Source organism: Nocardia sp. PE-7 (assembly GCF_030486425.1).
GTDB classification, from domain to species: Bacteria; Actinomycetota; Actinomycetes; order Mycobacteriales; family Mycobacteriaceae; genus Nocardia; species Nocardia salmonicida_A.
Map to the genome: position 1 here is coordinate 4086631 of NZ_CP129614.1, position 21811 is coordinate 4108441.

The window sequence follows — 21811 nt, forward strand, 5'->3', positions numbered from 1 at the left end:
GCGTCGCCTATCCGATCGGGTGGTGCACGGTGACGAGCTTGGTCCCATCGGGAAACGTCGCCTCGACCTGCACGTCGTGAATCATCTCGGGCACCCCGTCCATCACGTCCGCCCGGGTGAGCACCGACCGCCCCGAGGACATCAGTTCCGCCACGGTCCGCCCGTCCCGCGCCCCCTCGAGCACGTGATCGGTGATCAACGCGATCGACTCGGGGTGGTTGAGCTTCAGCCCCCGCGCCTGCCTCCGGCGCGCCAGCTCGGCCGCATAACTCAGCAGCAACCGTTCCTGCTCGTGCGGCGACAGGCGCATGCGTTCTCTCCTCGGCGGGTCGTGGTCGGTGAGCGACATTCTGGCACGTCCCGCGTCTACACGGCGACCGCCGCCGAGCGCGACCGGGGAGGACCCCGAGGTGGTTAACGAGTTGTTAACGATGGGCCCATCACTCGGCCGGGAAGCGGCCGCGTCACCCACCGAGCTTCAGCCGCGCCCGCTCCGCCTGGGCCCACTCCCTCACGAATAATTGCTGGAATGCGTCATCGCGCGCCCGTACCGTCGCACCCATGAACGAATGGGCCGGCCTGCTCAACGTGGTCGATGTGGAAGCCACCTGCTGGGCAGGGGACCCTCCGGCCGGGCAGACCAACGAGATCATCGAGATCGGGATCACCGTGGTCGATCTCGCCACCCGAACCAGGGTGGGCAAACACGGGATCATCGTGCGGCCGACCCGGTCCACGGTGAGCGATTTCTGCACCGAGCTCACCACTCTCACCCAGGAGCAGGTCGATCAGGGTGTCGAGTTCGGCGAGGCGTGCCGTCTACTGGGCAGCGAGTTCGCGGCGGGTGCGCGGCCGTGGGCGAGCTGGGGCGATTACGACCGCAAGCAGTTCCGCACCCAGTGCGCGGCGACCGGCGTCGAGTATCCCTTCGGCCCCGAGCACACCAACGCCAAACAGGTGTTCGCCGAGTCCTACGACCTGCGTCGACGGCCGGGCATGGACCACGCGCTCCGAATCGCCGACATCCCCCTCGAGGGCACACACCACCGTGGCGATGACGACGCGTGGAATATCGGCGCGCTGGTCGCGGATGTCCTCGGCCGTGGCGGGTGGCGGGTCACCACCGCCGACTGACGCGCAGTTCCGCCCGTCGTCGACTGTGGCCTCCACCACCGCCGCAGCTCCCTTCACAGCCGAGCGAGCAGTCCGGACGTCTCGTCGAAAAGCCTCGCGGCCGCCGCGGTATCGAAGGCGGGTCCGTCGACATCGAGCCGTGCGCCCTGCACGATCGCGGTCAGCGCCTCCGTCGGCGGTTCATCCAGTACGCCCAGGATCGGACCGATCGCCTGGTCGATCGATTGCGCGGTAGCGCGCATCGCCTCGACTCTGGCTGCCATCTCGGCGTCGTAGTCGCCCGACAGCCCGGTATCGACCACGCCTGGATGCAGCAGGACATAGCGAACGCGGGAGGGCGCTCGTCGCGCGAACTCGATACCCAGGAGATCGTTGAGCTGTCCGCCCTGGGAGAGGGCGCGCAAGCCGTGATAGCCACGCTCGAAACCCCAATCTTCCCAGTGGATCTCGCTCGTCCCGCTTCCGGGGCCTGCCACGTTCAAGACGACCGGGGCCGCAGCGGAGTCGAACAGGTCGAGGAGTTCGTAGCTCAGCACGAACCGACTCAGATAGAACAGGGCGAAGGTGTATTCGAATCCTTCGGCCGTGACCAGCCGTTCGGACCGGTAATGCCGCGCACACAGCACCAGAGCGTCGAGTCGAGTGAAGGAGGCCCGAACGGCTTCGATCGCGGTGCGCGTCTCGGCGATCGAGCTCAGATCGGCCCGGACGAAGTGGGCGGGTCGGCCCGCTCCTACGGCCGCCGCCGCGGCCAGGAACTCCGCGCCTTTCGCCGGATCGCGCCCGATAACGATGACGGCATCACCCTTGGCCAGTCGATCCAGCGCGACCGCCCGTCCCAAACCGTCGGTCCCGCCCGCGACAACAACGTGCTTCACGGGAGGTGATCCTATCGGCGCAATGCACCGATGTCACCATATTCGTTCATTGAATTGAACCAGCGGGTTCACCAGGGAGCGCCGGGGTCCCCTTGCTCGACAGGACGCTAGGCGGCGAGGTTCTGAAGGCGGACCTGGCCGCGGGCGACTGTGCGACCGTCGGCATCGGTGATTACGACGACCCAGAGCTGCTGACTGCGGCCGCGATGGATCGGGGTGGCTTCACCGGTGAGAACGCCCTCACGGACGGCGCGCAGGAAGTCGGTGTTGTTGTTGACGCCGACGACCGATCCGCGCTCGCCGAACCAGACGCCGCCGCCGACGCTGGCGAGGGTCTCGATGATGGTGCAGTAGACGCCGCCGTTCTGGATGCCGGCGGGCTGGTGCAGCTCGGGGCGCACTGTCCATTCGCCGCGCACCCGGTCGGGGGTGACCTCGGTGTAGCGCAGGCCGATGAGGTCGGTGAAGGTGCCTTCGCTGGCCTTGGTCATCAATTCGGGGGTGACATCGGCCAGGGACAGGGGCGTTTCGCTCATACGGTCCGGTTTACACCATCCGAAAACGTGCGCGACAGCCCGGTAAGACGTAGCGGCGGGCTCCGCTTTAAAACGGAGCCCGCCGCGGCAGGATGGCGGAGTCGACCGCAGCCCTCGGGACCACCGACTCATCCGTACGCCGAGTTCAGAGTAGGTCAGGCTTACCTAAGTAGTCAAGTTCCTGCCGTTCCGCGGCCGACGATTCGTCCGCGAACAACGCCACCGAGTACGCCCGGCGCGCACAGTCACCGAAGCGTCGGACCGCGTTGCGGTGACATGCATCGACCCTCGACATGTGACGCGCCGGTAGCCGGACCCATGGCTTGCTCAACACGATCGCAATACTCCATGATCGCTGTACCTCCTATGTTTCCGAGGCTTGTGTCGATGGTGAAAGCTCATGTTCTGGGCGTACGACGACCAGGGGTGGGCGCGGCGAGAGAGGCAAGATTTCGTGAGTAGTAGTCGTATTCCCCGGTGGGCCGTGCAGGCGGCGATGTGTGTGGCCGTGGTCGGGGCCGCGGTCGCAGCACCCGTCCAGGCCGAACCACTGTGGCCCGGCGGGCCCGATGTGCCCGGCGTGCCCGCCATCGTTCCCGCGCCGCCGCCGGAGCCCGTAGTGGCACCGTGCAGCGAGAAAGCGCGTGCGTGCCTGCAACTGTCGACCAACAACGCGTGGTTGATGGACAACGGCAAGGTCACCTTCGGGCCGAGCCCGATGTCGCACGGCCGTCCCGGCTACGAGACGCCCCCCGGAGTGTTCAAGGTGGCGTTCAAGAAGCCGTTCCACTGGAGCACCCTGCACAACGCCCCCATGGAGTACGCGGTCTTCTTCAACGGCGACATCGCCTACCACATCGGACCCACCGAGGAGCAGTCCCACGGTTGCATCCGATTGACTCCCGAAGGCGCGAAGGCGCACTACGAGTGGCTGGAACCGGGCGACATCGTCGAAGTTGTTGCCTGAGTTCTGCTTCGAGAAAGGGGAGGTCGGTCATCGGCCTCCCCTTGTCGCGTCACCGAGGTGGTCAGGGCGTCGACAAGCCAGAGTTGGGCGGCGCCGGTGGTGACGGCGGCGCCGGTAAACGTTGTCGTCAGATGCCAATATCGGCGGATTCGGCGGTCCGCTCCCGCGGTGTCGGTGAGTAGTCGGCGGCGGAAGGCCGGGGTGTCGCGGCGGCCGCGAGCGGTGGCGTGGATGCCGACGTAGTGGTCGAGTTCCGCGCCGGGGTGAGGTGGGCGGCCCGCGGCGACGAGGGGCGCCACGGCCTCACAGGCATCGGCTACGTCGAACAGTAGGCGACTTTCGTCGCGGATTCCGGGGGTGCCGCGGTGGCGGATGGTGTCGTACATGGCGGAGGCGATGTCCGGGTTCGAGACCGCGGCAAGCAGTTCCGCGTAGGCGATGAGGTGTTCGGGGTGGGCGTCGGCGGTCAGTTCGGGGACGTTCATGCTGAGGAATCCGTCGATGGCCGAGGTCGGTAGCGGCGCGAGCTGGCGGCGCCAGAACGCCACGAGCACGTCGTGGGCGGCGCGCGGATCGACCACGGCGGCAAGCAGATTCAAGTGTTCCCCGTGCCTGCCCGGGGCTGCCGATTCGACAGCACGCAGCAGCGCCCGGCGACGGTTCAGTGCGTCGAGTTCGTCGTCGACGGCGACCCGTTCGGCGGCGATCACCTCCGCGATGGACCGGGTGCCGTCCAGAACGTCTTCGATCGCCCCGAGTCCGATGCCGAAGGCACGCAGCCGGCGCAACAGCACGAGTCGATCGACCGCACCGGGTTCGAACACCCGATGCCCGGTGGGCGAGCGCGCGGCATCCAACAGGCCCGCATCGCAGTAGTACCGGACCGTTCGCACCGCGACGCCGGTGCGGGCGGCGAGCTCGCCGATCGTCAGATGTGTGATGTGAGTCACTTTCGCTGGCACCTCCACCTCGGTGGAACTCCTACGGTACCGAGGACGCCCCACGAAGGAGACTCGACGATGACCGGACAGGACACGATGAACGACACGATCTGGCAGGCGGTGGCCGAGGAGCGCGCCACCCTGGTCGAATTGCTGCGCGAGCTGCCCGAATCGGCGTGGGACACCGAGACCTTGTGCGCGGGGTGGCGTGTTCGCGACGTCGTGGCCCATCTCGTGTTGGCCACTCGGGTCACGATCGTCGCCCTGGTGGTGAACCTGATCCGCGCTCGCGGCAATACCGACCGTCTCATCCGCGACACCGCCGTCCGGCACGCCGATCGAACGTCGACCGCCGACTTGCTCGCCGAACTGCACGCCACGATCGACTCCAGAGCCATCCCGATCGGCACCACACCGATCGACCGGCTGATGGATCTGCTGGTCCACGGTCAGGACATCGCCGTCCCGCTCGGCATCGCACGGGTGATGCCGACGGCGGCGGCACAGCTGTCGCTGGAACGGGTCTGGACGATGGGGGCACCGTTTCACGCGCGGACTCGACTCACCGGATACGCCCTCGCCGCGACCGAAACCGGATGGACGGCCGGCGCGGGAACGACGGTCAGCGGCACAGCGGCCGAACTGCTCATGATCGTCACCGGCCGCATCGCTCCCGAACGCTAGCGACCACCGAAAGACACTGCGGTGCACACATACTCGGCGATAACATCAGCGATCCGCAGCACCGAGAGGCGCTGCGGATCGCTGGTCCGGGACTTCCGCAGGAGGTCAGGCGGGGACGGTGCCACGCTCGGCGAGGCCATCGCCGACCGAGACATCTACTCTCTCTTCGGTTTCCGGAACTGTGGTGGCACCGGCCGGGATCCGGCGCAGCAGCGCCACCGCCAGCACCGCACCCGCCGCGGAGAGCACCGCGGCAGTCCAGGCCGCGGCGTTGAGGCCGTGGGTGAACGCCTCCCGGCCCGCGGCCACGACGGACTCGGCGACCTCGGCGGGCAGGGACTCGGCCGAACTCAGCGCGCCGGGCAGGGTCTCCGCGGCAGCGCCCGCCTCACCCGACATTCCGGCGCGGTAGACCGCCGCTCCCATACTGCCGAGCAGGGCGACGCCCAACGCCACACCCAGATCGCTGGCGGTGCTGTCCACCGCCGACGCCGCGCCCGCCTTCTCCGCGGGTGCCGCACCGATGACCAGCCCGGGGATCAGCGCCATGGCCGGGGCGATGCCGGGGTACAGGATGTAGAAGCCGACGATGAGCAGCGGCAATCCCGCCACACTCTCGACCTGAGTGAGTGCCAGGTAGCCGACGGTCGACAGCGCAAGCCCCGCGGCGATGACATACGCGGGACGGACACGACGAGCGATGGCCGGGGTCACCGTGGAGACGATGACCAGTGCGATCGCCGCCGGCAGGATCCACAGCCCGGCCCGCAGCGGCGACTGCGCGGCCACCAACTGCAGGTACTGGGTGAACAGCAGATACACCCCGCCCAGTGCGATGGCGGCGAGCATGTACACGCCGAGCGAGCCGCTGAAGGTCCGGTTCGCGAACAGCCGCACATCGAGCAGCGGGTCCGGCAGTCGCAGCTGCCTGCGCACGAAGACCACCGCGAACACCACACCGGCGAGCACGGTGAGCACCGGTTCGGCGGCGAACCCGGTCTCGGCCAGCTTCTTCACGCCGTAGACGAACGGCAGCAGCGCGGCGAGCGACAAGGCGACGCTGATCGGATCGAGCCGACCCGCCTCCGGCGCACGGTATTCCGGAATCAGCACCGGCACCGCGAGCACGACGAGCGCCATCACCGGCACGCCGATGAGCATCGACGCACCCCACCACAGCGAGTCGAGCAGCAGACCGCCGAGCAGTGGGCCCAGCGCCACCCCGGCCGACACCGATGCCGCCCACAGACCGATGGCGGTGGCGCGCTGCCGGTCGTCGCGGAACATCGTGGCGATCAGCGACAACGTAGCGGGCATGACGGCGGCCGCGCCGAGACCCATCAGCGCACGCGCCGCGATCAGCAGGTCGGGGCCGGGAGCGAACGCGGCGAGCACCGAGGCGATGCCGAACAGCGTGGCACCGGCGAGCAGCAGCCTGCGCCGACCGAGCCGGTCGCCGAGAGTGCCCATGGTGACGAGGAACCCTGCCATCACGAACCCGTAGATGTCGTTGATCCACAACAGCTGGCCGCTGCTCGGTGACAGGTCGGCCGCGATATAGGGGGTGGCCAGGAACAGCACGGTCATGCTGAGGAACAGCAGCACCGTCGGGAGCAGCAGGACCGCAAGTCCCAGCCATTGGCGGGTACCTGCCCGCTCGGGGATATCGGTGAACGCGGACATCAGGAGTTTCCCTTCGAGGACGATTCGAACTGGGACCGACAGTGCCGGGCCACACTTCGGGAACCCTTAGGACCGACTCCGGACGACCTCGAGCGGCCGTCGCCACGGCAGCGTGCGCGAGGCTCGGCGTCGCCCGATGCGGCGCATCGCCGAACCCGTACCGGGGCCGTTTAGGGTGGGTGACATGCGTTTCGGAGTGCTCGGTCCGTTGGCGGTCTGGACCGACGAGGGACAAGCCGTCCGGGTTCCAGAACTCAAGGTGCGGGTTCTGCTCGGCGCGCTGTTGGTGGAACCGGGTCGGATCGTGCCCGCCGATCGGCTCGTCGAGGATCTGTGGGGTACGGCGTTGCCCGCCAACCCGGCGGGTTCGCTGCAGACTCGGGCTTCGCAATTGCGCCGTGTCCTCGGCGACGCCGAAGCGGGCGGGCGGGAGTTGCTGGTCTCGCGCTCCCCTGGCTATCTCCTCGAAGTCGCCGAGGCCGCGGTGGACTCCCAGGTGTTCCAGCAGTTGCTCCACCGAGCGCGCGCCGCCGACGACACCGGTTCTCGGGCAGAGCTTCTCGCTGACGCCCTCGCTTTGTGGCGCGGAGAGGTGTTGGCCGACCTCGCCGATCACGACTTCGCGCGGATACCGATGCTGCGGCTCGAGGAACAGCGGCTCACGGCCGTCGAGGAACTCGCGCAGGCCCGGATCACCCTCGGCGAGCACGATCAGGTCGCCGACGAACTCGGTCAGCTCACCGCCCTCCATCCTTTGCGCGAACGGCTGCGCGCGGCGCACATGCTGGCCCTGTACCGGTCGGGGCGACACGGCGAAGCCCTGGATTCCTATCGGCGCCTGCGCGAACATCTCGCCGAGGAACTCGGGCTCGACCCGAGCCCCGAGCTAGCCGCCCTGCATCGCGCTGTGCTGGAACAGGATCCGTCGCTCGGTGCGCGAGTTCGGCCCGCACCCGCAGCACCGGTGACACCGCGCCCCGCACTGCCGGTACCCGCGACCTCGCTCATCGGGCGCGAAGACGACCTGGCCGCGATCGACGCGCTGATCCGGACCGAACGACTGGTAACCCTCACCGGACCGGGCGGAGTCGGCAAGACCCGTCTCGCGTTGGCGACCGCGGCCGAGCATTCCGCACGCGACGGCGTCTTGTTCGTCGAGCTCGCCGGGCTGTGCCTCGGGGACGATCCGGGCAGCGCCATGACGACACTCACCGAGGTCGTGGCGGCCGCCTTCGAGATCCGGGACGATTCCGCGGGTTCGAGCCCGTTCCCATTGCCCGACAACGGCACTCAGCTCGCTCATCTCGCCGAAGCGGTGCGCGGCAAGCAGCTGCTGCTCGTACTGGACAACGGTGAGCACGTCGCCGACGCCGCCGCCACGGTCGTGTCGCGGCTACTGACCGCCGCTCCCGACCTCCGAGTGCTGGTCACCAGTCAGGTGCCGCTGAACATCGCGGGCGAATACATCTGGCACGTGACACCATTGACCGTCCCCACCCCGGGGGATCCGGCGTCAGCGGAAACAGCCGCTGCCGCTGAGCTTTTCGTCGAACGCGCTCGGGCGAGCACACCCGGGTTCACCGTCACCGACGACAACGCCGCCGCGATCGCCACCATCGTCACCCGTCTCGACGGCCTCCCACTGGCACTGGAACTGGCGGCGACCCGGGTCCGCGCACTCGGCGTGCATACCCTCGCCGAACGGATCGAGGATCGCTTCACCCTGCTGTCGTCCGGTTATCGGGACGCACCGGATCGGCAGCGCACCCTGCGTGCGGTGATCGATTGGAGCTGGGAACTCCTCGACGAGCCCGAACGCACTGTGCTGCGGCGGCTTTCGGTCTACGCCGACGGTGCCACGTTGGAGTCGGCCGAGGCGGTTTGCCCGGGTGGCGCAGTCGTCGGTACCGAGGTCGCGGAGTTGCTGGCCCGCTTGGTCGATCGTTCCCTGATCATCACGCCCGCCGCCGATGCCCGCCCGCGCTACCGCCTGCTGAAATCCATCGCCGCCTACGGTGTCGAACAGCTGCGCGACAGCGGCGAGGAATCCGATACGCGGCTGCGCCATCTCGCCTACTACCTCGCGTTCGCCGAACACGCCGACCGGCACCTGCGCACCGGAGACCAGCGGCGCTGGCTCTCGCGGCTCGACACCGAATCCGCCGATCTGCGCCGGGCGCTCGACACTGCCCGTACTGCGGGCAGATCCGTGGACGCGCTACGGCTGGTCAACGCGCTCGCCTGGTACTGGGTGATGCGGGGACGCCTCGCCGAGGGCATCCGGTCGCTGGGAACCGCCCTCGCGGTGCCCGGCGAGACCGACCCGGCCGTGCGGCGGGTGGCGCTGCTGTGGCGCGACGCGCTCGAAGTCGGGGTCGGCCGCACCGTCGACACACTGCCCACCGTGACCGAACGACCGACACCGGCCGAACTGCGCGCCCGCTGGTATCTCGCGCACGTGTACTCCGGATTCGCCGCTCACCAGGGCATGGACGACCCGTCCGCCCTGCGAAATGCCTTCGCCGACAATGCCGATGACTGGGGTGTCGCGGCGGCCTCGGTATCGCTGGCCAGGGAGGCGTTCGCCCGCGGCGACCTGGCTGGACTCTGCGAGCACGCCGAACGGAGCCGGGATCTGTTCGCGAGGGTGGGTGATCGCTGGGGTCAGGCCATCGCGGGATTCCTGCTCGGCAGCCATGCCGAGGTGACCGGCGACCTCGAGGCCGCCCGCGACTATCACCGGAGCTCGCTGGCCACCGCCGAAGAGCTCGGCCTGTGGACCGAAGTCGGTGAGCGGCTCACCTCGCTCGGCCGGATCGCATTGCTGCGCGGCGAGCTCGACCGCAGCGCCGAGCTGCACGAGCGGGCCCGTCGGGTGGCGGTCGACCAGGGACACCTCGTCGGCGAGGAATCCGCGGTACTCGGGCTGGGCCTCGTCGCCAGGCGCCGCGGCGACCTGGCCGCGGCCCGCGAGTATCTGGGCACCTGGCTGGACTGGCACCTGCGGGCCGGTTCGCATTTCGGCGCCGCCCTGATCCTCGCCGAACTCGGCTTCACCGCCGAACTCGCCGGTGACGCCGACGACGCCGAACAGCGCCACCTGCGCGGACTCGACTCCGCCCTGCGCACCGGCGACCCCAGGGCCCACGCGCTCGCGCTGGAGGGTCTCGCCGGAGCCCGTTCGCTCGCAGGGTATTCCGCGCACGCCGCCCACCTGCTCGGAGCCGCCGACACACTCCGCCGGTCCACCGGCGCTCCGCTGCCCGAGGCCGAACGCGGAGATGTCGACCGCATCCAGGCACGCGTCGTCGCCGACATCGGCGCCGACCGGTACGCCACCGAACTCGACGCGGGCCGGACCGCCGATCCCCAGACGCTGCACGCCGAGCGGGCCCGAAGTCGATCCTGAGTCCGTCCGAAGGCCGTGGGCGCACGGTGAACCCATGACTCACACCGTGACCGACAGCCCCGACCCCTCGGTGACCGACCGTGGCCGCCGCTACCTCGCCACCGACGGGCGTGACGGCCCCCGCGAAGGCGGCACCACCGACCACCTCGTCCTCACCACCCTCGGCCGCCGCACCGGCGTCTACCTTCACCACGCCCCACTGGCCGCGCGGCCGATTCCGGTCGTCGTGCTCGAACGCGTCGAGGAGCAGCAGTGAGCGACCGCACCCGCGCCCACGTTCGCGCCTTCGTCGATCTCCAGCCCGATTTCGACGCCATCGTCGGCGCCGTCAACTACGCGACCATGACCACCGTCGACAATCTGGGCAGGCCACGGTCGCGCGTCCTGATTCCGGTCTGGGAAACCGTCGCCGAGCGCCCGGTCGGTTGGCTCGGGACCTACCGCACCCCGGTGAAGGCCGCCCACATCGCGGGAAATCCGCACGTGACGTTCTCCTATTGGAGCCCGGCACAGAACACCGTCGCCATCGACGCGGTCGCCGCATGGACCGACGATGCCGGCGAGCGAGCACACGTGTGGGACCTGTACCGGCACGGCAGTCCACCCGGCGCGGGCTACGACCCCGCGCAGTTCTGGCAGGGACCCGACGACCCGGCGTTCCAGGTACTTCGCCTCGACCCGTGGCGGATCCAAGTGCTGCGGCGCCGGGATCTGGTCAGCGGAATTCCGGCCCGTATCTGGCGAGGCCGACCCGAGGAGGACTGACAGCTTCGCGGAACGGACGAGTGAAACATCGGCTTGCCACACTTCCCCGGGGGGAGATAAGTTACCGGCATCACATCCGATACCGACGGTAATGACCACCCGAACAGGCTCGCAACACGATGAAGAACGTAATGCTCCGCGCGATCATGTCGGCCGCCTGTGCCGTGGCAGTCGCCTCGACGCCCGTCTCGGTAGACGCCACGGCATCGGCCGCCCCCGGCGCGCGACTGGTGAGCCGGACGCAGACCGACCGGGTCGCCGACATCAGCGTCTACTCCCCCGCGATGGATCGCACGATCGCGTTGCGGGTGCTGCGGCCGAGCGACACCTCGACGCCCGCACCGACGCTGTACCTGCTCAACGGCGCGGGCGGCGGCGAGGATTCGGCCAATTGGCCGGGTCAGACCGATGCAGGCGGGTTCTTCGCCGACAAGCATGTCAACGTGGTCGTGCCGATGGAAGGCGCGTTCAGTTATTACACCGACTGGCGCCGACCGGACGCGGGCCTGGCGAAGAACCTCGAGAACAACGGCAACAACATGTGGACGACGTTCCTCACCCAGGAGCTGCCGCCCGTGATCGACGCGGCCTTCGGTACGAACGGCGACAATTCCCTGGCCGGCATCTCGATGGCGGGAACCTCGGTCCTCGATCTCGCGATCCAGGCGCCCGAGCTGTACCGCAGCGTCTCCGCCTACAGCGGCTGCGCGATGACCAGCGATCCGATCGGCCGCGCCTTCGTCTCCCTCGTGGTGCGGATGGGCGGCGGGAACACCGAGAACATGTGGGGTCCGGACAACGACGCCGCATGGCGCGAGCACGATCCCTACGTGCAAGCCCATCGGTTGCCGAATATTCCGATCTACATCTCCGCGGGCACCGGATTGCCGGGTCCACACGACACGCTGTCGAATCCGCGCGTGCACATCAGCGGCAAGAACCCGACGTCGATTCTGACGAATCAGATGCTCGTCGGCGGCGGGATCGAAGCCGCGACGGCCTATTGCACGGCGAACCTGGCACAGCGGACGCGAGGACTCGGTCGCACGAACATCACCTACAACATCCGCCCGACCGGCACCCACTCCTGGGGCTACTGGGAGGACGACCTCCACGCCTCATGGCCGATGATGGCGACAGCCCTCGGCCTACCATGAAACCCTGGTGATCGCCTGTCCGAGTAGCACTCTCGTCAGCGCTGCAGGCAACTGCTGCGGCGAACAGGGAGGCCGCGTTCCTCGAACGCGCCGAGCAGGAGTTGGCCGCGGCGCGCCCCCGCGGACACGTCGGCGCGCGCCAGGTCGGGGACGTAAGTCGCTGCGCCGATAATGGATTCACCGACCAGGGTCCAGAAACGGCGAGCGGGCAGACCGGAGCAGCGGGTGAGCACCGATTGCAACGGGATCAGCGAGGAGGCACAGCGGTGGGCGAGCCAGACCGCCATGGCGGCTTCGCAGGGGAAGGCGACCGCGCCGGGTTCGGGGTCGCAGTCGACGACGCGAATCCTGGTGTCGGTCAACCCCGCCCAGTCGATGCCGCCGTCGTTGTCGTGGTGGATCCACAGGTTGTCGCGGCCGGGGTCCCAGGCCTGCGCGTCCATGACGAACAGGGCGGTGACCCGACCCGCTACGGCGTGGATGAGCGCGGTGGCGACCACTTCGGCGGCGATCTCGTCGTTGATCATTTCCGCGGCGTGACGTCGGTACATCAGTTCGACGCGGCCCTCTGAGAGCCCGTTGGGCACATGCCACCATCGCCGTTTGCCCTGCCCGCTCATCGCCGCGACGGCATACACCCGCGGATGCTCGGGTTGCAGCGATTGCAACCTGGCACAGGCGCGGTCGAACACGGCGGTGGTGCAGGAAGTGGCGGTGGTGACGGGCTCGGACATCGAACCTCCTCGAACGTTGGTTCCCGTGACGATGATGTCTCGGAACATAGGTTAGGCTTACCAGACTTCACAAGTCGTGTCCGGTTTCGAGGCAGGAGAAGTTCGTCGCCGTGATCCACCCTGGCACCGTCAGACGTCGTCGTCTGACCGGGCTTCTGCTGCTCGTTGTCTTGCTCGCCGTGGCGGTGGTGGCGAGCATTGCCATCGGCACCCGCTCGCTCGCACCCACCACGGTGTTCGACGCCGTCACGCACGCCCTCGGCTGCGTCGGCGGCCCGTTCCACTGCCCGGCCCGCTCCACCGCCGAGGAAATCGTGCGTGAGCTGCGTCTGCCGCGCACCGCATTGGCCCTGTTCGCCGGAGTGGCGTTGGGGGTCGCGGGCGCGCTCATCCAGGGGTATACCCGGAATCCGCTCGCTGATGCCGGATTGCTAGGACTGAATGCGGGCGCCGGATTTCTTGCGGCGCTGAGCATCTTCCTGTTCGGGTTCACCGCACCCGCGCAATACATCTGGTTCGCCTTCGCCGGGTCGGCGATCGCGGGGGTGATCGTGTTCGGGGTCTCCTCGATCGGCGGGGGTAAGGCGAGTCCGCTGAGCCTGATCCTGGCCGGCGCGGCGGTGACCGCCTTCCTCCAGGCGATGACGAACGCGATCATCGTGCTCGACAACGCGGCGCTCGACACCTATCGGTTCTGGGTGGTCGGCAATGTGGCCGGGCGCGAAGCGGAAGTGTTCTGGGAGGTGCTGCCCTTTCTGGTGCTCGGCGTCGGCATGGCCGTGGCCGCGGCACCCAGCCTGAATCTGCTGAGCCTCGGTGACGATGTCGCCCGCGGACTCGGCGTGGACGTCACCCGGGCGCGGGCCTTCGGCCTGTTCGCGGTGGTGCTGCTCAGCGGCGGGGCGACCGCGGCGATCGGGCCGATCGCGTTTCTGGGGCTGGTGGTTCCGCACATGGCGCGGACCATCACCGGACCGGACAACAAGTGGCTGATCCCCTACTCCGGACTGCTCGGCGGGCTGCTGCTGCTCGTCGCCGACGTGGCAGGCCGGGTGATCGCGCGGCCAGGTGAACTCCAGGTCGGGGTGATGTTGGCCGCGATCGGCGCGCCGTTCTTCATCGCCCTGGTGCGTCGAAAGAAGTTGGTGTCGCTGTGAGTGAGGTCGAGATGGGCAAGACCACCGACCGGGTAGCCGCCGAACCCGCGCCCGCCGACCGAACGGATCGAGCGGTGACCGAGCTGCGCAGGGTGCGCCCCGCGCTGCGGGTCGGGCCGGTGTCGTTGGTCCTGCGGCCGGTCGTGTTCGGCGTCGTGCTGGCGCTGGTAGTCGCGGTGTTCGCACTGTTCTGCCTGGACATCGCCGTCGGCGATACCCACATCCCGCTGGGTCGCGTACTCGATGTGCTCGGCGGCGGCGGCACCCGATCGCAGCGCTTCATCATCATCGAATCGCGATTGCCGCGTGCGCTGACAGCCGTGATCGTCGGGGCCGCGCTCGGCTTGTCGGGCGCGCTGATGCAGTCGATCCTGCACAATCCACTGGCCGGGCCGGACGTGCTCGGCATCACCACCGGCGCGAGCGTCGGCGCCGTCGCGGTGCTGGTCGGCAGCGGTGGTGCGACCACCGGACTGCTCGCGACCGTCGGGGCCCCGATCGCCGCGCTGACCGGCGGCCTGCTGACCGCGGTCGTCATCTATCTGCTGGCCTGGGGTCGCGGGGGCGGCGGCGAACACGGCGTCACCGGATTCCGGCTCGTGCTGATCGGCATCGGCGTGAACGCGGTCCTGTTGTCGGTGATCAGCTGGCTGCTCACCCGCGCCAGCCTGACCGATGCCGCCCGTGCCCAGCTCTGGCTCACCGGTTCGCTCAACGGAGCCGATATGTCGCGGGTCGTGCCCGCCGCCATCGCCCTGTCGGTGGTGACCGTGGTGTCGCTGGTGTCGGCGCGCACGCTGGCCGCGCTGCGCCTCGGCGAGGACTCGACCCGGGTGCTCGGTGTGCGGATCCAGTCGCAGCAGGCATTGCTCATCGGCGCGTCGGTCGTGGCCGCCTCGGTGGCGACCGCCGCCGTGGGGCCGGTCGGCTTCGTCGCCCTCGCCGCACCGCAGATCGCGAGAATGGCGCTGCGCACCGCGGGCGAGCCCCTGATCGCCTCGGCGCTGACCGGCGCCGCCCTGGTCGCGGGCGCCGACGTCGCCTCGCGCGCGCTCCTGCCCGTCGACCTGCCGGTCGGTATCGTCACAGCCGCGCTGGGTGGACCGTTCCTGCTCTACCTGCTCGTTCGCATGAATCGGAAGGCCACGCTCTCATGACCAGCCCCGTCCATCGCCTCGCCGCCGACGCCGTGTCCCTCGGCTACGGCGAGCGGGTGATCGTCGACGAGCTCAGCCTCGACATCGCGCCCGGCGTGGTCACCACCGTCATCGGACCCAACGGCTGCGGCAAGTCGACACTGCTGAAGTCGCTGGGCAGGCTGCTGCGCCCGCGCGAGGGCCAGGTGGTGCTCGACGGCAAGGCCATCTCGTCGATGAAGACCAAGGACGTGGCCAGGGTGATCGGCATGCTGCCGCAGACGCCGGTCGCGCCCGAGGGGCTCACGGTCGCCGACCTGGTCGCGCGCGGACGTCATCCGCATCAGTCCTGGTTGCGGCAGTGGTCGGCCGACGACGAGACCGAGGTCGCCGCCGCGCTGGCCCAAACCGGCATCGCCGACCTGGCCGACCGCACCCTCGACGAACTCTCCGGCGGCCAACGTCAGCGCGCCTGGATCTCCATGGCGCTGGCCCAGGGCACCGACATCCTGCTGCTCGACGAACCCACGACCTACCTCGATCTCGCGCACTCGCTCGAGGTCCTCGACCTCGTCGACCGGCTGCATGCCGAGTACGGGCGCACGGTGGTGATGGTGCTGCACGATCTCAACCTCGCCATCCGCTACAGCGACGAGCTCGTGGTCATGCGCGCGGGCCAGATCGTCGCGCAGGGTAAACCGGCCGACATCGTCACTGCCGAACTGCTGGCCGAGGTGTTCGGGCTCGAGGCCACGGTGCTCACGGATCCGGTCTCGGGGCGGCCGATGGTCGTCCCGATCGGCACCCGACATGTGCACGGCGCGGCCGACTATGACGAATGACACACAGCAAACACCCCGTTACGACAATCTGTAGTACGCATGTTTGTCGTTGAGCCCGTAAAATCGGTGGGATGGCAGGTCTCGGCGAACTCGAAAAAGCGGTCATGGACCAGTTGTGGTCGGCCGATGAGCCACTCACGGTGCGGCAGGTACACGAAGCGCTGGCCGCGCGGCGCGAGCTCGCGTACACCACGGTGATGACGGTGCTCCAACGACTGGCGAAGAAAGATCTGGTCGTGCAGCGACGCGACGATCGCGCCCATCGATACGCACCGGTTCACACCCGCGACGAACTCGTCGCGAGCCTGATGGTCGACGCCTTGCAACAGGCCGACGCCGCAGGTAGTCGCGCTGCGGCGCTGGTGCATTTCGTGGAACAGGTCGGCAAGGACGAGGCGGATGCCCTGCGCGAGGCGCTCGCCAAGCTCGAATCCGACGAAAACAGCGGCTAGACTCCCTGGCGGCTCTCACAATGGAGTGAGCGCCCCTGGCCCCACAACGCAGTGAGCAGAGTCGATGAACGCAACCGCGGCAGTCTTTGCTGGTCTCGCCTTGCTTCTCGCAGGGCCGGTACCAGCGCTGCTCAGTCGCGCTACCTGGGTGCACCGCAGCCCGCGCGCGGCACTGGTGTTGTGGCAGGCGATCGCCTTGGCCGCCGTGCTCAGCGCCTTCGGATCCGGGCTGGCCATCGCCAGCCTGCTGCTCGTCCCCGGCCCCGACGGTAGGCCGACCACCTCGCCCACCCAGGAGATCGACGCGCTCGGTCTGCCCCTGTGGACGCTGTATGTGCTGGTCTTCGCGCTGACCTTGATGGTCGGCGCCCGGCTGATGTTCTCGATCGTGCGAGTCGGTGTGCACACCCGACGCCGCCGTTCCCGCCATCGCATGCTGGTCGACCTGCTCGATCAGGGCGGCCCGGTGCGCCGCGCCGCCGATATCCGCGTGCTGGCCGCCACCGAACCCATCGCCTACTGCCTGCCCGGCCTACGCCAGCGGGTCGTGATCAGCGAAGGCACACTCACCAACCTCGACGACTCCGAGGTCACCGCCATCGTGAGCCACGAACGCTCGCATCTGCGCGCACGCCACGATCTGGTGCTCGAGGCGTTCACCGCCGTCCACGAGGCCTTTCCGCGGGTGGTTCGCAGCAAGGCCGCGCTCGGCCAGGTGAAACTGCTGATCGAACTGCTCGCCGACGACTCCGCCGTGAAGGTGACCGGCCCCAAGCCCCTCGCCCGCGCTCTCATCGCCTGCGCCAAGTCCACCGCACCGCAGGGTGCGCTCGCGGCAGGCGGACCGAGCACGCTCATCCGCATCCAACGGCTCGCGAGCACCACCGGAGACGTGAGAGTCGCCACCGCCGCCTACCTCGGCTCGGCCGCGATTCTGGTCGTGCCGACACTGGCCGTCGCGGTGCCGTGGCTGCAGGAACTCAACCGGCTCTTCCACGGCTGACCTGGCGATCCGCCGCCACCGCCGCGCCGCGTTCGTGACGCGCCGGCCACGCTGTCGGCCGGGGGCGCACAGCGGAACAGACGTTGCCACAACCGCTGACCTGACCAGCCTGTTTACCCACCCGAGGCCGAACACGCCTATCCTGGGAGACCGGTCCTTCCTGCTGGGCCGCACCCCGCTCACGCCGAGGCGCGTATTCGGGTAATCGGCGCCGACCATCGTTCGGTGCGATTCGCAGCCCAACGAAAGGCCACCTTGACCAACTCTGCCGTGCCCAACGAACCGACCTTCGCCGAACTCGGCCTGCCCGTCGAACTGGTGCAGACCCTGCGCAACGCGGGCATCGACAAGCCCTTCCCCATCCAGGCCGCCACGATCGGCGACGCCCTCTCCGGGCGCGACGTGCTCGGTCGCGGCCCGACCGGCTCGGGCAAGACCCTGGCCTTCGGCCTGCCGATGCTGACCCGCCTGGCCCAGGGTTCGCCCTCCAAGCCGGGCCGCCCGCGCGGTCTCGTGCTGGTGCCGACCCGCGAACTCGCGACCCAGATCGAGAAGGCCCTCGAAGAGGCAGCCCGCGCGCTGGGCCTGCGCGTGGCCTCCGTCGTCGGTGGCGCGCCGATCAAACGTCAGGCCGATCGTCTGGCGCGCGGGGTCGACCTGCTCATCGCGACCCCCGGCCGCCTCGACGACCTGATCAAGCAGCGCAACGCCGACCTGTCGGACGTGTCGATCACCGCCCTCGACGAGGCCGACCACATGGCCGACATGGGCTTCCTGCCCCAGGTCACCCGCCTGCTCGACCGCACCCCCAAGCAGGGTCAGCGACTGCTGTTCTCGGCCACCCTCGACGGTGACGTGGACAAGCTGGTCAAGCGCTACATGCACAACCCGGTGACCCACTCGACCGCGCCCGCCGAGGCGTCGGTCAGCACCATGACCCACCACCTGCTCTACGTGCGCGACAAGAACATCAAGCGCACCGTGGCCACCGAGATCGCCGCACGTGAGGGCCTGACCATCATGTTCGTGCGCACCAAGCACGGCGCCGACCGCCTGGCCAAGCAGCTGCGCGGCTCCGGTGTCGACGCGGGCTCGCTGCACGGCGGCAAGGCCCAGAACAACCGTGTGCGCACCCTGGCGGCCTTCGCCGACGGGTCGGTGCCGGTGCTGGTCACCACCGATGTCGCCGCGCGCGGCATCCACATCGACGGCGTCTCGCTGGTCGTGCACTTCGACCCGCCCGCCGAGCACAAGGCCTACCTGCACCGCGCGGGCCGCACCGCGCGCGCCGGTGAAGACGGCGTCGTGGTCACCCTCGTCACCGACGAGGAGCGCAAGGACGTCGCCGCGATGACCCGCAAGGCGGGCGTGCGGACCGACGGCGTCGACGTGCGCCCCGGCGACCGGAACCTGGTGGAGATCACCGGCGCCCGCAAGCCCAGCGGCATCGCCCTGGCGGCCCCGGTCGCACCCGCGCAGCCGACTCGGTCGGCGACCGGCGGCGGGCGCACCCGTCGTCCGCGCACCGGCGGCGCACCTACCGCCGAGGCGGGACGTGGTGGCGCTCCGCGGCGCGAGCGTCCGGCACACGAGTCGCGTACCCGCAAGCCCGCGGGGGCCGGTGGACACGCCCGCAGTGGCGACACGCCGACGAATTCTCGTCGTCGCGCCGCGCGTCCGGCGTCTCCTGCCGTGACCCGCAACCGCACGGCAAACTGAGTTATCGCGTGGCCGAACCGATTACGGTTCGGCCACGCGTCTGTTTCCCGGTGCGGCGAACACCGCGACTTCCGGTCGCGGATCAGCGCCGAGAAGGGCCGGATCCCGCACACTGAGTCCGTGACGAACCATGAGATCGCCACCGTCGTGTGCGCGCTCATCGCGGCCATGTTGATCGCGGTGGGCGCCGTAGCGCAGCAGCGGGCGGCCTCGGCGGTGCCCGAAGACGCGTCCCTCGTCGGCGGTCTGCTCCGCAGCCCACGCTGGTGGTCCGGAATCGTCGGCGACGTCGGCGGTTACAGCATGCAGGTCCTCGCGCTGACCTTCGGCGCAGTGCTGGTGGTGCAACCGATTCTGGTGAGCGCCTTGGTGTTCGCGCTCCCGCTGTCGGCGCGGCTGAACGGGCAGCGGATCACCGCGCGGGCCGCCACCATCGCCCTGATCCTCGTCGCGGCGCTCGCGCTGTTCCTGATCGTGGGTGATCCGACCGCGGGCGAGGACACCGCACCCTTTCGAGAGTGGTTGGCGCCCTTGGCGATTGTGCTCGGCGTCGTCGTGGCCGCGACCGTCACCGGGCTGATGATCAACAGCCGATCGGGGCAGGCGCTCGCGCTCGGTCTCGCCGGTGGCGCCCTGTTCGGTGTGGCCGCCGCACTCACCGACCGCGTGGTCACCCTGTTCGGCGACGGGATCGGCGCGGTGCTCGGCGGGTGGCAGACCTGGACGCTGGTCGCCGCGGGACTGCTCGGCGTGTACCTGCAACAGCGCGCGTTCCAGGCCGGACCGCTGGCGGCCTCACTGCCCGCGGCGACCATCGCCGAACCGCTGGCCGCCGCGTTCCTCGGCCTCACCGCCCTGAACGAACACCTGCGCACCAACGGTTTCGGCCTGGTCGTCGTCGGCATCTGCGTCGTCGTGATGTGCGCGGCGACCGTGGCCCTGTGCCAGACCAGAGCGGTCGCCGCCGAGCCCGCGCGCTGACACATCGCGAGATTTGCCCGCCGCGGTGCTCACAGGGCTACTATCAATCAAGTGCGATTTCTTCCGGGACCCCAGCCGCCGTATGACCTGACCTACGACGACCTGTTCCTGGTCCCGAACCGGACCGAGGTCGCGTCCCGGTTCGATGTGGACCTGGCCACCGTCGACGGGTCCGGCACCACCATCCCCCTCGTGGTCGCGAACATGACCGCGGTCGCGGGCAAGCGGATGGCCGAGACCGTCGCTCGCCGTGGCGGCATCGTGGTGCTCCCCCAGGACCTGCCGATCCCGGCGGCCGCCGACACCATCGCGTTCGTCAAGAGCCGCTCGCTCACCGCCGACACCCCTGTCACCCTCGACCCCGATCGTTCGGTGTCCGACGCGGTGGCGCTGATGCACAAGCGCGCCCACGGCGCCGTCGTGGTCGTCGAGGGCGGTAAGCCGGTCGGCGTGGTCACCGAGGCCGCCTGCGCCGATGTCGACCGGTTCGCGCGCCTGCGCGAGGTCGCCTTCACCGATTTCGTCCAGGTCCCCGTCGAGGCGTCCCCGCGCGACATCTTCGACCGCCTCGCCGAAGCCCACGCCCAGCTCGCCGTGCTCACCAACCCCGACGGCACGCTCGCCGGCGTGATGACCCGCACCGGCACCGTCCGCGCGGGTATCTACACCCCGGCCGTCGACGAAGCGGGCAAGCTGCGCGTCGCCGCCGCCGTCGGCATCAACGGCGACGTCGCCGCCAAGGCGAAGGCGCTGGCCGAGGCGGGCGCCGACGTGCTCGTGCTCGATACCGCGCACGGACACCAGACCAAGATGCTCGAATCGCTGCGCACCGTCGCCGATCTCGGCCTCGGGCTGCCCCTGGTCGCGGGCAACGTGGTCTCCGCCGAAGGCACCCGTGATCTGGCCGAGGCGGGCGCGACCATCATCAAGGTCGGTGTCGGCCCCGGCGCCATGTGCACCACCCGCATGATGACCGGCGTCGGTCGCCCGCAGTTCTCCGCCGTGGCCGAATGTGCCGCCGCCGCAAAGGAACTCGGCGTACACGTCTGGGCCGACGGTGGCGTTCGGCACCCTCGCGACGTAGCCCTGGCGCTGGCCGCGGGTGCGTCGAACGTGATGATCGGTTCGTGGTTCGCCGGCACCTACGAGTCCCCCGGCGACCTGCGCGTGGACCGCGACGGCAACAAGTACAAGGAAAGCTTCGGCATGGCGTCCAAGCGCGCCGTCGCCGCCCGTACCGCCGCCGACAGCAGCTTCGACCGCGCCCGCAAGGCGCTGTTCGAGGAGGGCATCTCCAGCTCGCGGATGCGCCTGGATCCCGAGCGCCCCGGTGTCGAGGACCTCATCGACCACATCTGCTCGGGTGTGCGCAGTTCCTGCACCTACGCCGGCGCTCGCTCACTGCCGGAATTCCACGACAAGGCCGTGCTCGGCGTGCAGTCCGCGGCGGGCTTCGCCGAGGGTCGGCCGCTGCCCAGCGGCTGGTGAACCCCGCGCACGGCGGCCGATCGAACCTTCGATCGGCCGCCGTCGCCGTGTCCGAGGCCGCGCCGCTGACACATCATGGGAGGGCACCGATTACTATGGAGTAGCCGACCACGGCACATGCTCTACTCCCGCCCCGAAAGGATCC

The 21811-nt window shown here is 69.3% G+C and carries 21 protein-coding genes; 15 read left to right on the top strand and 6 right to left on the bottom strand.

The window, feature by feature from the left end:
• Nucleotides 1-7 precede the first annotated feature (7 nt).
• Nucleotides 8-310 carry an urease subunit gamma gene (locus QX204_RS19310; protein ID WP_056810177.1) on the bottom strand — a complete coding sequence of 101 codons (303 nt, stop codon included), beginning with the start codon at nt 308-310 and terminating at the stop codon, nt 8-10.
• A gap of 251 nt (nt 311-561) precedes the next feature.
• Here QX204_RS19310 and QX204_RS19315 point away from each other — a divergent pair, with 251 nt between their 5' ends.
• The gene (locus QX204_RS19315) at nt 562-1134 is read left to right on the top strand and encodes a 3'-5' exonuclease (protein ID WP_301901212.1); all 573 of its coding nucleotides are present in this window, start codon (nt 562-564) and stop codon (nt 1132-1134) included.
• A 53-nt stretch (nt 1135-1187) separates the two neighbouring features.
• On the opposite strand, the gene QX204_RS19320 is transcribed toward QX204_RS19315, so the two are convergent.
• Together QX204_RS19320 and QX204_RS19325 are read right to left on the bottom strand one after the other, a co-directional pair.
• A complete protein-coding gene (locus QX204_RS19320; RefSeq protein ID WP_301901213.1) occupies nt 1188-2012 on the bottom strand; it encodes an SDR family NAD(P)-dependent oxidoreductase in 825 nt (274 codons plus the stop codon).
• A 107-nt stretch (nt 2013-2119) separates the two neighbouring features.
• The gene (locus QX204_RS19325) at nt 2120-2503 is read right to left on the bottom strand and encodes a PaaI family thioesterase (RefSeq protein ID WP_056815339.1); all 384 of its coding nucleotides are present in this window, start codon (nt 2501-2503) and stop codon (nt 2120-2122) included.
• A gap of 499 nt (nt 2504-3002) precedes the next feature.
• On the opposite strand from QX204_RS19325, the gene QX204_RS19330 reads away from it, so the two are divergent.
• Entirely contained in the window at nt 3003-3515 is a 513-nt protein-coding gene (locus QX204_RS19330; RefSeq protein WP_301901214.1) for a L,D-transpeptidase, read from the top strand.
• Here QX204_RS19330 and QX204_RS19335 read toward each other — a convergent pair.
• Nucleotides 3470-4465, bottom strand: a complete 996-nt coding sequence (locus QX204_RS19335; RefSeq protein ID WP_301901215.1) for a MerR family transcriptional regulator — start codon at nt 4463-4465, stop codon at nt 3470-3472. The genes QX204_RS19330 and QX204_RS19335 overlap by 46 nt on opposite strands.
• A gap of 69 nt (nt 4466-4534) precedes the next feature.
• Between QX204_RS19335 and QX204_RS19340 the strand changes: the two genes are divergently transcribed.
• Complete coding sequence (locus QX204_RS19340) at nt 4535-5140, top strand: maleylpyruvate isomerase family mycothiol-dependent enzyme (RefSeq protein ID WP_301901217.1); 606 nt, start codon at nt 4535-4537, stop codon at nt 5138-5140.
• 105 nt (nt 5141-5245) lie between these two features.
• On the opposite strand, the gene QX204_RS19345 is transcribed toward QX204_RS19340, so the two are convergent.
• The gene (locus QX204_RS19345) at nt 5246-6823 is read right to left on the bottom strand and encodes an MFS transporter (RefSeq protein WP_301901219.1); all 1578 of its coding nucleotides are present in this window, start codon (nt 6821-6823) and stop codon (nt 5246-5248) included.
• A gap of 184 nt (nt 6824-7007) precedes the next feature.
• Between QX204_RS19345 and QX204_RS19350 the strand changes: the two genes are divergently transcribed.
• The 4 genes from QX204_RS19350 (at nt 7008) to QX204_RS19365 (ending at nt 12154) form a co-directional block, all read left to right on the top strand.
• Nucleotides 7008-10232 (top strand): AfsR/SARP family transcriptional regulator, encoded by a 3225-nt coding sequence (locus tag QX204_RS19350; RefSeq protein WP_301901221.1) that lies wholly within the window; start codon nt 7008-7010, stop codon nt 10230-10232.
• Nucleotides 10233-10266: 34 nt separating this feature from the next.
• Complete coding sequence (locus QX204_RS19355) at nt 10267-10488, top strand: hypothetical protein (RefSeq protein WP_301901223.1); 222 nt, start codon at nt 10267-10269, stop codon at nt 10486-10488.
• Nucleotides 10485-10997 carry a pyridoxamine 5'-phosphate oxidase family protein gene (locus QX204_RS19360; RefSeq protein WP_301901224.1) on the top strand — a complete coding sequence of 171 codons (513 nt, stop codon included), beginning with the start codon at nt 10485-10487 and terminating at the stop codon, nt 10995-10997. Before QX204_RS19355 ends, QX204_RS19360 begins: the two co-directional genes overlap by 4 nt.
• 119 nt (nt 10998-11116) lie before the next feature.
• A complete protein-coding gene (locus QX204_RS19365; RefSeq protein WP_301901225.1) occupies nt 11117-12154 on the top strand; it encodes an alpha/beta hydrolase in 1038 nt (345 codons plus the stop codon).
• Between the two features lie 35 nt (nt 12155-12189).
• Here the strand turns inward: QX204_RS19365 and QX204_RS19370 are convergent, their stop codons facing one another.
• Entirely contained in the window at nt 12190-12888 is a 699-nt protein-coding gene (locus QX204_RS19370) for a hypothetical protein (protein ID WP_301901227.1), read from the bottom strand.
• A gap of 110 nt (nt 12889-12998) precedes the next feature.
• Here QX204_RS19370 and QX204_RS19375 point away from each other — a divergent pair, with 110 nt between their 5' ends.
• The 8 genes from QX204_RS19375 (at nt 12999) to QX204_RS19410 (ending at nt 21666) form a co-directional block, all read left to right on the top strand.
• Nucleotides 12999-14045 (top strand): FecCD family ABC transporter permease, encoded by a 1047-nt coding sequence (locus tag QX204_RS19375; protein ID WP_301901229.1) that lies wholly within the window; start codon nt 12999-13001, stop codon nt 14043-14045.
• On the top strand, nt 14042-15202 hold the full coding sequence (locus QX204_RS19380) for a FecCD family ABC transporter permease (protein WP_301901230.1): 1161 nt from the start codon (nt 14042-14044) through the stop codon (nt 15200-15202). Before QX204_RS19375 ends, QX204_RS19380 begins: the two co-directional genes overlap by 4 nt.
• Nucleotides 15199-16023, top strand: a complete 825-nt coding sequence (locus QX204_RS19385; protein WP_301901231.1) for an ABC transporter ATP-binding protein — start codon at nt 15199-15201, stop codon at nt 16021-16023. The genes QX204_RS19380 and QX204_RS19385 overlap by 4 nt, the downstream gene beginning before the upstream one ends.
• A gap of 62 nt (nt 16024-16085) precedes the next feature.
• Entirely contained in the window at nt 16086-16475 is a 390-nt protein-coding gene (locus tag QX204_RS19390) for a BlaI/MecI/CopY family transcriptional regulator (RefSeq protein ID WP_281220972.1), read from the top strand.
• Between the two features lie 64 nt (nt 16476-16539).
• Nucleotides 16540-17478, top strand: a complete 939-nt coding sequence (locus QX204_RS19395) for a M56 family metallopeptidase (RefSeq protein ID WP_301901232.1) — start codon at nt 16540-16542, stop codon at nt 17476-17478.
• Between the two features lie 318 nt (nt 17479-17796).
• A complete protein-coding gene (locus QX204_RS19400; RefSeq protein WP_301908041.1) occupies nt 17797-19197 on the top strand; it encodes a DEAD/DEAH box helicase in 1401 nt (466 codons plus the stop codon).
• A gap of 120 nt (nt 19198-19317) precedes the next feature.
• Complete coding sequence (locus tag QX204_RS19405) at nt 19318-20178, top strand: DMT family transporter (RefSeq protein ID WP_301901234.1); 861 nt, start codon at nt 19318-19320, stop codon at nt 20176-20178.
• A 51-nt stretch (nt 20179-20229) separates the two neighbouring features.
• Nucleotides 20230-21666 (top strand): GuaB1 family IMP dehydrogenase-related protein, encoded by a 1437-nt coding sequence (locus QX204_RS19410; protein ID WP_301901236.1) that lies wholly within the window; start codon nt 20230-20232, stop codon nt 21664-21666.
• Nucleotides 21667-21811 lie beyond the last annotated feature (145 nt).